Genomic DNA, 11,623 nt, shown 5'->3' on the forward strand with positions numbered 1-11,623 from the left:
TGGACTTGCATTTTTTGTTGCAGTGCAGCAAAGAGTTGCAGCCTCACAGGGTCATGCGCGCAACTGACGCACGGTTAATACTTTGGCCGATCAAATATATCTAGCGCAACCCGCTCACGCTCATGGAATCCCAGATTGCAAAAGTCGAAGGTAGATTATGATGAGATCGCAAGTCGGGTGTCTGAGGTAAGCTTGGTCGCCGATGCTCTGGAGATAGTGCAGTCCGCCTACTGCATCGACTTCGTCACCTATCATCTAGCGTCCACGATCGTCGGCTCCTTCGATGCGCCATTCGTTCGGACGACCTATCCGGAGGCATGGGTTTCAAGATACCTTTTGAATGGATATGTCAGGATCGACCCCGTCGTGCGCGAGGGATTTCTCAGACAGCTATCCTTCGATTGGCGGGAGCTCGAACTAACTATCGAGGCATTGCCTTTTCTTGAAGACGCTATGCGACATGGCGTCGGGCCGTTCGGCCTATCAATTCCCATTTCGGACAAAGCTGGCCGCCGCGCCATTCTCTCTCTTAACTCGAAGTGGACTGCTGACGCTTGGGATCAGCTTGTCGAGACATATCGGGGTGACTGGCTAGATCTCGCGCAGCTTGTCCATCAGAAGGCAGTGTTCGAATTGCATGGTGAAAGTGATCCCGTGCCGGCAATCAGCGCTCGGGAACGGGAATGCCTTTACTGGAGTGCGCTTGGAAAGGACTATAAGGATATCGCGTTAATCCTCGATATATCTCATCATACAGCCCGGACCTATCTGAAGTCGGCCCGTACAAAACTTGGCTGCGCGACAATATCAGCAGCAGCCACGCTCGCTCTGAAGCTACGCTTGATCACCATCTAAACTTCGTCGCGCGAAGGCACTGCAATACCCGCATTTGAGCGAGCCCATCTGCGGGAATTTAGTCTCCAGCACGTTCGAAGCATCTTCCAGCCGCACAGAAAAGGCTGGAGAAATCGATGTTCATTTTGATTGAAGCTCATCAATACGCACGGTACGAAAACCTGATGAAGCAGGCCTTTCGCCTACGCAAGCGCGTCTTTCACGATCAGCTTGGATGGGCTGTGAAGATCACCGGTGACAGTGAGAAAGATGAGTATGATGCACTGCGGCCGGCCTACTTGATGTGGTGCAATGATCGTTGCGATCGGCTGTATGGCGCCGTTCGCTTGATGCCGACGACCGGGCCGACCCTTCTTTACGATGTATTCCGTGACACTTTTCCTGACGCCAGCCTTGCGGCACCTGGCATCTATGAGGGGACGAGGATGTGCATCGATGAGGCGAACCTCGCGGTCGACTTCCCAGCCCTCGACAGCAGCAAAGCCTTTTGCATGCTCTTGCTCGCGCTTTGCGAATGCGGGTTGGCGCATGGGATCAAGGCTCTCGTCTCGAACTACGAGCCTCACCTCGCCCGGATATATCGCCGTGCTGGGCTGAGAGTCCATGAGGTTGGTCGTGCAGAGGGATACGGGCGTTCACCGGTTTGCTGCGGGATTTTCGAGGTATCGGAACCGGTCCGAGTGCGTATGCAGCATTCTCTCGGCATCAAAAGCCCGCTGTTCAGAGGATACCGCGCACGGGGCTTAGCTACAGGTCAGGAGCCTGCTAGGGTCTCCGCCTAACAATATCGTCTATTGGCATGTCGCAGCCTGTGCGACATGCCAGCTCAATTCGAATAGATGCCCGGGAATACGATATCCTGGTCGACGAGCACGTTGAATTTGTATCCGGGCCGGATCTTAATCGTTGGCTGGACATTGAGGTTTTTCGAGATTGTCTGCTCCGCAACTCGGCCGAAGGTCTCAGCGAAATTCCGACGAGCGGCGTCCGATGCGGTGTCTTGCGTGGCGAGTGTTGAGCTTTGCGGGACAGCCATATCAATTCCCGTCCCGATAAGCGCGACCAACACTGCTGAGCCGAAGGTTCGGAAGTAATGATTGTCCACCTTGTCGGAGAACCCGCCGTAGCCCTGCGAATCTGTTCCAGCCATCCCTCCAATTTGGAGGGTCGACCCGTTGGGGAAAATGACGTCGGTCCACACCACAAGGACCCGGCTTTGACCAAAGGAGACCTTGCTGTCATAGCGGCCGAGAAGTTTCGTTCCTTGCGGCACAAGCAGGTAGTGTCCGCTCGCCGTGTCGTAGATGTTCTGGCTAACTTGTGCGGTGATGCGACCAGGCAGATCCGAATTGATGCCGGTTATCATCGTGGCGGGGATAACGGAGCCTCGTTTCAGCTCATAGCGAGACATTTGCGGTACGACGCGGTTTGGCAGATATCCCAACTTTGCAAGATCTGAGTTGAAGAATTCTTCTTTCGCAGTTTGGCCGTTCGGGTCGATGTTTTGACCCGTGAGACCGGATTTCATTGCCGCAGAGTAAAGGTCCGTTGCGCTGTTTGCCGCAGTTGCGTCAGATATTCTGCCCGATGCCCGGCCATCTGTTTTCAACTCCTGGATCTCTGAAATGTCGACCGTTAGCGGTGAATCCAAGGCGGTGGCGCGGGCTTGGAGGCTCGCCATGCGCTGGCGCTGCTGCTCGCGAAATATCTGCTCGCGCTGTTCACGGAGCATCCTGGCGTTCCACTCTTCGTCCGTCTCCGTGCGGGGGCGGCGATCTTCCCTCGGCTGCACCTTCGATTCCACTTCCAACGTCTGGACGGTATCCTGGCGCTGTGAGACCGGTGTTGGCTGAAACACCTGAGGCGTTTCTTCCAGGTCGCCGATGATACCATCCTTCACGCCTCTCTTCAGTTGATCGGCGAAAGTGGAAGCAGGGGTGCTTGAGCCATTTTCATTCGGGTTCGGTTGGCCGAACCGCAGTCCCCGTGAGGATAGTCCGTATACGAGGACCGCAAGGAAGAGGACGAGGATCCCTATGCCGAAAAAAAGAGGTATGCGATTGAGGCGCTTCATCCCTTTGTCGTCAGCGGACCGATTAGAGGTTCCCAGTTCCAGCGATTGGACCATGATCGTTTCCGCCTGTCAGTTTCGCTTCATGAGGGAAAGGGGGCTTGCCGGCGTCGCTACGCCACTGCTGACCGAGTAAGCGCGGCCAAGCTCCATCGTATCGGTCGAAAGGCGCGCGAGAACCTGACCCTCGGCCGAGACAATCGAATAGGCCAACTCGACGGGCTTTGGCCCGTCCGTGGAGGTTGCGCTCATGTCATCGGTCAGGACTGAGTAGCCCCAGCCTTTCAACGCGGCCTCGAGTGCGACCGCAAAGTCGGACGTGTCCTTGTGAAGCTTGATCGGCATTTTTGCCGGGCCGGCCTGCTCCGCATATCGCCCGGCCAGGTCGCCGGCGATGGAACTCGCAGCGGGACCGGTGATGTCTGCGGGCGCGGCACTTGTGGACAATCCATCGGTCGCGGTCTGGCATCCGGCTAGGCCGAGGGTGAAGACGATCGGGATGGCAATTTGAAACCGCATGGCCTAACCTCCCCGCTGGATGGTGATTTTCTGCTGGTGCCGCCCGACCCCTGAAACCAGGATTGCCTTGTCGATATTGTAGTCGACGATCATCATGTCGTTCTTCATCCGGTAGTTGACGATCCGGTTCTGGCCACCCGATACGACGAACAGGACCGGTGCATCCTGTCCGGAGATCGTACGAGGGAACTGGATGTAGGTTTTCTGCCCGTCGGAATAGATGCGCTTCGGCCGCCACGGCGCACTGCCGCTCATCGAAAATGAAAAGGCGAGCTGCTCTGGCGCGGTGCCACCAGCCGGCCCACTAAAAGCCTGGATACGTGCGTTGATGTCGGAAAGCTTGTTCGCGGCATCTTCCGGATATTCGAACCCTACCCGTGCCATGTATTGAGAAGGATGCGATTTCAGCTGGATATGATAGGTGCGTCGCGAGGTTGTCACCACCATAGAGGTGACAAGGCCGGGCTCCGAAGGCTTCACAATCAGGTGGATAGCCTGGCCGCCGGCCGCACCCGACGTGGCCGGTTCGACTTTCCAACGCACAGTGTCTCCGACGAGGACGTCGCGGACGATTTCGCCGCCCTGCAGTTCGATATCGCAAACCTGCAGAGGTGAGCAGACGACGGAGGGCTGCGTTTCACCGAAGAGGAAAATGACCTTGCCATCCGGTCCACGCGTCACGAGGCCCGCCTGCCCGCGCCATTTGCCGGAGAGGTTCGTGCCTTTCACTTCATTTCCGGTCAGGCTTTGCGCCATGGACGGCGAGGAAGAACTAGCCGATATGGCAAGCGCCATCATGCAGCGAAGCGCTGCGCGTTTGTGTTTGGTCCCCATTGCAGATCCCCTGCTCTTAAAGTTGCGCGGTCCAGTCGAAATCGGTCACGTAGACGCCGATCGGATTGAGCCGAATAATTGCTTCGTCCTGCGGTGATGTTATCGACACGGTAGCGATGCCTCTGAAGCGGCGAGTTGCCACCTCTTTGCCTTTCCGATCGCGCTCGTATTCGGTCCAGTCGATCTGGTAAGTCTGGTTGGACAGCGCGACGATGTTGTTGACCTCGATCGCCACGGTCGCGTTGACCGCTTTTTCGAAAGGAGAATTCCCGCGAAACCAGGCATTGACCTTCTGCGTCGAGGGATCGCTGGTCCGCAGCAGCGCATAGGTGCGATCGATATATTGCTTCTGGACCACGGCATCCGGTGTGATGGAACGGAAGCTGGTCACGAAGTTGCCGAGCGTCGCCCGCACGACCCGTGTATCCGCATATTCAATCTGCTGCGGGAATCCGCCGGAGACCGTGTTCCCGAGCTTGTCGACTTCGACAATATAAGGAACCAGCTTGACCTGCGTGCTCAGGTATAGCGCGTAACTAAATCCGATCACGGCCATGCCAAGGCTCAATATTCCAACGGCCCGCCAGGCGGAGGCGGCCTTGACATAGGAACCATATCGTTCCGACCATTCCTGCCTTGCGGCAAGGTACGGGTTCTCGGGTGCGGGTTGCCCTGCCATCTCTTTTATCCTGTCCGTGAATTATGGTTTGCCCGGCTTTTCCGGGGAGGTCGTGGGAGGCGTTGGCTTGCCCCTTGCCTGGTCGAGCTTCGCATTCGCCAGACCCAGCAGTGAACCGGCATAGGCACCGGGCGAACCGATTGCCTTTTCCTTGGCGGCGGAGCCGGCGGCCATCGCGCCAGAGCTCAAGCTCGCGCCCATGCCCCGCAGCACGGAGCCGGCTGTTGAAGACCCACCGGCGCGGGCTGCCTGTGCGGCCGCGAAACCGGCGCCGACCGCTCCGGCCCCAAGAAATGCCCCGCCCGCCGCAAAAGATGCGGCCTGTCCGCCGTGGCGGATTGTTTCCATGCCGCCCGTGACCGATGCCCCCTGCACCACACCCTGGACAATGCTCGGGACGTACATGGCGATGATAAAGACGACCACTGATATGCCGGCGATCGCGAGTGTCGTGATGAACTGATCGCTTTGGGCTGTCGGTGCCTGCGCGAGCCCAAGCAGGACATTGGACCCGATTTTGGCGATCATGACGAGCGCCATCAGTTTCATGCCAACGCCGAAGGCGTAGACGAGGTAGCGGATCGCGAAATCCTTGGTGAAAGACGAGCCGCCAAGCCCCAGCATGATCATGCCGGCCAGCAGGCCAACATACATTTCAACCATGACCGACACGAAGATGGCTGCAACGAGCGAGAAGCAGATCACGACGACCGCCATAGCAAGGACGGCGGCGATTGCCAGTGCATTATCCTCGAATACGCCGAACTTCGCCTGCTCCGACATCTGCGATGCGACGCGGATGCCGGCATCGAACACTTCCGCAGGCGAAGCGGAGCCGCCACCCGCACCGATCTGGAATAGGCTATCGACCACGGCCCGTGCAAAGGTTGGCCCTTGCGTAAGGACGAAAGCGAAGAAGCCGATAAACATGATGCGTCGGACCAGCTCGGCGAACCAGCTATCGAGCGAAGCTGCCTGGATCGCCAGCCAAACCGCGGCTATGCCGACTTCAATTCCGGCGAGGATCCAGAACAGAGATCTCGCCGCATCCATGATGGTGGTCTGCCACCCCTTCGCTGCGGCCGACACCTGGTTTTCGAGCTCGGTGAGCACTTGGCCCTGCTGAGCGAATGTTGGAGCTGCATGGGCAATCAGCGCAATGCCGGTAAGGATCAGCAAGGACTTTCGGTTGGGTTTCACCATCTTGGCCGCATCTCCTGACCTTTTTCGATCGGGGGACGCTCCTTGCCAGAGCCGAAGAACTTCTCGCGCGTCTCGCGCTGCTCTTCGCTCATACCCGGGGCGGCAGGGGTCGCGCCGCGAACAAAGATGACGGTGGTGACCGTAGCGATCCCGGCGGCGATGACGCAAAAGGCGCCGATAAAAGCAGCGCGGCTCACCAGCGGGGCTCCATCTTCTGGCCAGTCGGGATCGACTGAACGTCAGCGTTGAAAAACTTCTCCCGACGAGCCTGCGCCAGATCCTTATCCGTCTGCTCGCTCTGCATCCAGGTGCCCATCATCGTCGACTGCTGGGAAACAATCCCGCGCAGCTTCTGCATCTGTGCGACCTGCTGGGCGGCGATCTGGTGGCCGACCTGGAGCGCTTTCATCTGGCCATCTGCCGATTGAGACATCGTGCGCAACTCGCTCATCGTGTCCTCCTCGCTATCGAACTGCTCAGCTGTGAGGCTTGCAGCCTTGAGTGTGCTGGCGATCGTGTCCCGGTTCGTGTTGGACCAGGTCTGGTAGGTCGACGAAAAGCTGTCGCCGTTTGGGAGGCTGGTCTTCAGGTCCGCGTAACTCTTGAACCGCTGTTTCAGGAGATCATCTGCGTTGCCCATGGAGAAGGCGATGCCCTGTCCCTGGTTGACGATATCCCTGAGTTGATCGAGGTCGCCCTCGACCTGGCCCCATATGTGGTTCGGAAGCTGCGCGGTGTTCTGCAGCATGTTCTGATAGATGTTGAGCTGGTTCTGAATCTGCTCGGCGAGCTGGGAAATTTGCGTAATCTGGTGATTGATCTGCTCGGTTGAGTTGGTGACTTGGGCAGCCAATTCAATGTTGTTGAGCTTTTGGGTTAGCTCGGTCGCGCCGGTTACGGCGCCACTGGCGAAGGTTGACGTTGGCGTGGTCGCTACGCCGATCGCCACCAAGGCCGTCACCACTTCTTTTGCCAGTTTGGAGAACCAGATCGATTCATTCATAGCGGTTTACCCCTCTTTCGGTGAGCCACTGACCCGGCCATTCTCGGCCGTGTGTCGAGGAAAGTGCCCGGATGCGCGCAAGGTCTGCTTTGCCGGAAGCGCCAACGAAGGAGAGCGTGACTGGTCCCAGCGACATGTCGAATAGCCGGCGACCGTCTGGAGATGTCACGTAGTACTCGCGCTTCGGAATGGCATTGGCGACGATCTCGATTTGCCGCTCGTTGAAGCCGAGCCGCACATAGAATTCACGTGTACCGGGCTCCCTCGCGCCTCCGTTCGGAAGGCAGATCTTGGTCGGGCAGGATTCTTTCAGGACGTCGATGATGCCTGAACGCTCGGCGTCGGAAATTGATTGCGTTGCCAGAATAACAGCGCAGTTCGCCTTGCGGAGCACCTTCAGCCATTCACGGATTTTGTCGCGGAAAACAGGATGGCCAAGCATGAGCCAGGCTTCGTCGAGAATGATCAGGCTCGGCGAACCGTCCAGTCGTTTCTCGATGCGCCGGAACAGATAGGTCAGGACGGGCACGAGATTGCGCTCGCCCATGTTCATGAGTTGCTCGATTTCGAAGCACTGGAAACGGCCAAGCGTCAGCCCGTCCGCTTCCGCATCGAGCAACTGGCCCATCGGTCCATCTACCGTGTAGTGGTGAAGAGCATCCTTGATGTCGCGCATCTGGACGCCGCTGACGAAATCCGACAGCGATCGGCCGGGGGCTGTCGTCATCAGCGCGATCTGGCGTGAGATCGCATTTCGGTGGTCAGGTGCAATAGTCACGCCCTGAAGGGAGACAAGGGTTTCGATCCATTCGCATGCCCAGGCCCTGTCCGCTTCACTCGAGAGCTCCGCGAACGGGCAAAATGCAAGATTTGCACCATCGCCGCTTTCGCCGGCGATCTCATAATGGTTGCCGCCGACGCCAAGCGTGAGCGGTAGCATCGAATTGCCTTTGTCGAAGGCGAAGACCTGCGCCCTCTCGTAACGGCAAAATTGGGCGGCGATCAGTGCCAGGAGCGTCGATTTTCCCGAGCCAGTCGGGCCGAAGATAAGCGTGTGGCCGACATCGTCAAAATGGAGGTTCAAGCGGAAGGGTGTAGAGCCCGATGCCACCTGCATCAGCGGTGGAGCGTCAGGCGGATAAAAAGGGCATGGCGCGGCCGGATGCCCTGACCAGACGGAGTTGAGAGGAATGAGGTCTGAGAGATTGCGCGTATTGATTAGCGGCTCCCGGATATTGCAGTACCAGTTTCCAGGTAAGCTACCCAGGAAGGCGTCGGTCGCATTGAGCGTCTCGATCCGGGCTCCAAAGCCCTCCGCCTGGATAAGACGGCGGACTGCTTCAGCTTTGTCCAGCAGGGCTGCACGGTTTTCGTCGAAGAGGATGATGACTGGCGTGTAGTACCCGTACGCCACCAGCTGCGATGACGCCTCGGCGATCGCATCCTCCGTTTCGGCGACCATCGCCATCGCGTCTTGATCAACGGAGCGCGATTGCGTCTGGAAGAGCTGGTCGAAAAACGGCCTGACTTTCTGCTGCCACTTCTTGCGGGTCCTCTCGAGACGTTGCTTGGCCTCCTCCGCATCGAGGAAGATGAAGCGAGAGGACCACCGATAGGTCAGCGGCATGAGGTTCAGGCTGTTCAGAATGCCCGGCCAGCTTTCTGCTGGTAGACCATCTATCGCCACGACACCAAGGAAGCGGTTTTCCACGCGCGGGGTCAAACCGTGTTCCAGTTCAGCCGTCGCGAGCCAATCCAGATACATCGGGATCTCTGGCAGTCGGACAGGATGATTTTCGCCGGTGATTGCAAATCGGATGAACTGAAAAAGCTCGTCGTAGCGCGCGACACGCGTCCCTTCGCGCTCGGACACTTCACGGGTTTGCATCCGCTGAACCGAGAGGTTGTTGCCGAGATACTGCTCGATCTCACGGGTCGATCGGCGGAACTGGTCAAGGGCCGTGTCGGCATATTTTGCCGACCGGCTTTCGGTGTCCGAATAGATGTAGCGCGTCAGCCCGGACCGCCGTCTCTCCGGTGGCCTGTAGGTGAGGATCAGAGCATGCCGACTTTCAAAATGTCCGCTCTCCTGACCAAAATGCCGGCGGCGCTCATCATCGATGAGACGCGTGACGGTATCGGGAAAGTGGCTACGTTCAGCCGATGGATAATCAGTTGTCGGGACCCGCACCGCTTCGACCTGGATCATCCAACCCGTCCCGAGCCGCGACAGTATGGCATTGATCTGACGAGAGAGTTCGTTGCGCTCGAAGTCTGTAGCACTTTCGGAGTCAGGACCGGCGAAGTACCAGCCGGCCATCAGGCTACCGTCCTTCAAAAGCAGGATACCGTTTTCCACCAGACCCGCATAAGGAACGAGATCTGCAAACGACGGCGCGGTCGATCGAAATTTGTTCAAGGCGACCATCAACGGCTCCTAATATCGACGCCAGGGTGCTGATGTCGGGAGGTAGTGTGCCCGATACCGCATGTGGCGCGCATAGACTTTGCGCATCATCGGATCGGCCTTTGCCATCATCCGCAACGCGCCGACAACGACGATCCAGATCGCCACGCCGAAAACCGCAGAGTAAATGGTCAGCACGACGAAGATCAGGATTACGGCCGCGAGGCCGGTCAGCAGCACGAGTTCGCGATCTGCTCCCATCAGAAGATTCGGGCGCGAAAGAGCACGATGGATTCGGTTGCGGTGAAGGCGGGAGCCGGCGTCAGCCATGACGCCCCTCCCCTCCCCCGATGACGTTCTTGTAAGCGGACGCGGTCTGTTCGGTGGCACTCGCGCCGCCGATCGACGCACCTGTTGAACCAAAGAGACCGACAATGGTCGTCGCACCAAGAAGGATGCCGGCGACAAGGACGACGTACATCAGGCGCCGCGCGAAATCGTTGAGCTCGCCGCCAAAGATCAGCATGCCGCCGGCGATCGCAACGGCGGCTAGAGCGATGTAACCGGCAACCGGACCTGTGATCGATTGCTGGATCTGCTCTAACGGTCCCTCCCAAGGCAAGCTGCCACCTCCTGAACCCGCTAAAGCGGGTGCGGCGAGCGCTGCAAGAAGCAACGTGGTCAGCAGTCCGGTCTGATAAACGCGTTTATGCTGCATGGATGTCCTCATCGATTTGTGCGTAATGTTCGGTCTGGTAGCGGGACCCGTTGAAACCCTCGACATTGATTACCTCGCGCACACGCCGACCCCTTCCCGCGCGTTCGATCGAGATGACCAGATCGACGGCCTCGCCGATCACGGCTTGCATGGGTTGCTGGCTGACTTCGGATGTAAGCTGCTCGAGGCGCCGTAGTGCGGACATGGCCGTGTTGGAGTGGACTGTCGTCACTCCTCCCGGATGCCCAGTATTCCAGGCTTTTAGAAGAGTGAGAGCGGCGCCGTCGCGTACCTCACCTACGATGATCCGATCAGGACGAAGTCGCATGGTGCTCTTCAAGAGACGCGCCATGTCGACGGTATCGCTGGTATGAAGGCAAACCGCATTCTCGGCGGCGCAACGTATCTCAGCCGTGTCTTCGAGAATCACCATGCGGTCATCCGGCGCAGATGCAATCATCTCCGCGATGACGGCGTTCGCGAGCGTAGTCTTGCCCGAGCCGGTTCCACCGGCGATCACTATATTAAGGCGGTTTGCGATCGCATTTCTTATTACCGCGGCCTGTGCCTCGGTCATCACCTTGTCGGTGACATAGTCGTCGAGAGGGATCAGGCGAGACGCGCGGCGACGAATCGTGAAAGTCGGCGACGCAACGACTGGCGGCAGTAGCCCCTCGAAGCGGTGGCCTCCGATCGGCAATTCTCCTGAAATGATCGGTCGTTCATCATCCGCTTCCGATTGGAGCGCATGCGCCACCGAGCCAATAATCGTCTCGGCGGCCGCCGGCGCCATTTCACCTGCCGGAGCGATCCCCTGTCCCAACCGCTCGATGAATACCTTGCCATCCGGGTTGAGCATGATTTCCACAACGCCCGGATCGTCAAGCGCGACGCAGAGGCGATCACCTAGAGCCTCCTGAAGCTTTCTAACTAGGCGGGAATGCGACTGAAGCATTTGCGGCCTTCTCCTCGCTGATTTGTTTTCGAGAGGAAAAAAGCTGCGTGACGACCTGCTGTCCACGTACAAATTTGTGGGTCGCGGCCGCCGAGTGATTCCGTCAGGCTCGCGAAGAATCAACGCCGCAAGCGTCGTCGTGAAATCAAAAGTTGAATTGAGTCACAGGAAAATTGCGTGAGGATAAAAGAATGAGCAGGATGTAATGCACTGGAAAATATAAGCTATTTCCGACGCGAATATCAGCGCGCCATGCATCTTAAGACTTTGTTAACTTTAAATTCCTTGTCGCCTGGGTGGAATCGGAGGATAGTTGCGCAAATGATGGCTTCAGGGCCATTTTTTCGAAAGTGAAGCCACTCAGGAAATAGTTTGCAAA

General features: G+C 58.0%; 13 protein-coding genes. 2 read left to right on the forward strand and 11 right to left on the reverse strand.

Translation table 11 applies throughout. From position 1 onward, the window contains the following. Positions 1-135 precede the first annotated feature (135 nt). Both AC27VQ_RS22020 and AC27VQ_RS22025 read left to right on the forward strand, forming a co-directional pair. Positions 136-855, forward strand: coding sequence for a helix-turn-helix transcriptional regulator (locus AC27VQ_RS22020; RefSeq protein WP_488717983.1), 720 nt, complete (start codon positions 136-138; stop codon positions 853-855). A 116-nt stretch (positions 856-971) separates the two neighbouring features. Further along, positions 972-1,637, forward strand: a complete 666-nt coding sequence (locus AC27VQ_RS22025; protein ID WP_488717984.1) for an acyl-homoserine-lactone synthase — start codon at positions 972-974, stop codon at positions 1,635-1,637. A 44-nt stretch (positions 1,638-1,681) separates the two neighbouring features. On the opposite strand, the gene trbI is transcribed toward AC27VQ_RS22025, so the two are convergent. Genes trbI through trbB form a run of 11 tightly spaced genes read right to left on the reverse strand, consistent with a single transcriptional unit; the run spans position 1,682 to position 11,244 of the window. After that, positions 1,682-2,983: an IncP-type conjugal transfer protein TrbI gene (gene trbI, locus AC27VQ_RS22030; protein WP_488717985.1), complete on the reverse strand. Its 1,302-nt coding sequence runs from the start codon at positions 2,981-2,983 to the stop codon at positions 1,682-1,684. A 15-nt stretch (positions 2,984-2,998) separates the two neighbouring features. Further along, on the reverse strand, positions 2,999-3,445 hold the full coding sequence (gene trbH, locus AC27VQ_RS22035; protein WP_488717986.1) for a conjugal transfer protein TrbH: 447 nt from the start codon (positions 3,443-3,445) through the stop codon (positions 2,999-3,001). 3 nt (positions 3,446-3,448) lie between these two features. Further along, positions 3,449-4,279, reverse strand: a complete 831-nt coding sequence (gene trbG / locus AC27VQ_RS22040; RefSeq protein ID WP_488717987.1) for a P-type conjugative transfer protein TrbG — start codon at positions 4,277-4,279, stop codon at positions 3,449-3,451. A gap of 16 nt (positions 4,280-4,295) precedes the next feature. Then, on the reverse strand, positions 4,296-4,958 hold the full coding sequence (locus AC27VQ_RS22045) for a conjugal transfer protein TrbF (RefSeq protein ID WP_488717988.1): 663 nt from the start codon (positions 4,956-4,958) through the stop codon (positions 4,296-4,298). Between the two features lie 21 nt (positions 4,959-4,979). Further along, entirely contained in the window at positions 4,980-6,161 is a 1,182-nt protein-coding gene (gene trbL / locus AC27VQ_RS22050; protein WP_488717989.1) for a P-type conjugative transfer protein TrbL, read from the reverse strand. After that, entirely contained in the window at positions 6,155-6,358 is a 204-nt protein-coding gene (trbK, locus tag AC27VQ_RS22055) for an entry exclusion protein TrbK (RefSeq protein WP_488717990.1), read from the reverse strand. Before trbK ends, trbL begins: the two co-directional genes overlap by 7 nt. Then, positions 6,355-7,164, reverse strand: coding sequence for a P-type conjugative transfer protein TrbJ (gene trbJ / locus AC27VQ_RS22060; protein ID WP_488717991.1), 810 nt, complete (start codon positions 7,162-7,164; stop codon positions 6,355-6,357). Before trbJ ends, trbK begins: the two co-directional genes overlap by 4 nt. Then, a complete protein-coding gene (locus tag AC27VQ_RS22065; RefSeq protein ID WP_488717992.1) occupies positions 7,157-9,592 on the reverse strand; it encodes a conjugal transfer protein TrbE in 2,436 nt (811 codons plus the stop codon). The genes trbJ and AC27VQ_RS22065 overlap by 8 nt, the downstream gene beginning before the upstream one ends. Before the next feature lie 9 nt (positions 9,593-9,601). After that, positions 9,602-9,901, reverse strand: a complete 300-nt coding sequence (locus tag AC27VQ_RS22070; RefSeq protein ID WP_488717993.1) for a conjugal transfer protein TrbD — start codon at positions 9,899-9,901, stop codon at positions 9,602-9,604. Further along, positions 9,894-10,289 (reverse strand): TrbC/VirB2 family protein, encoded by a 396-nt coding sequence (locus AC27VQ_RS22075; protein ID WP_488717994.1) that lies wholly within the window; start codon positions 10,287-10,289, stop codon positions 9,894-9,896. Before AC27VQ_RS22075 ends, AC27VQ_RS22070 begins: the two co-directional genes overlap by 8 nt. Next, the gene (gene trbB, locus AC27VQ_RS22080; RefSeq protein WP_488717995.1) at positions 10,279-11,244 is read right to left on the reverse strand and encodes a P-type conjugative transfer ATPase TrbB; all 966 of its coding nucleotides are present in this window, start codon (positions 11,242-11,244) and stop codon (positions 10,279-10,281) included. Before trbB ends, AC27VQ_RS22075 begins: the two co-directional genes overlap by 11 nt. Between the last annotated feature and the right edge of the window lie 379 nt (positions 11,245-11,623).

Source organism: Shinella sp. 20P9.1.1 (assembly GCF_057798995.1).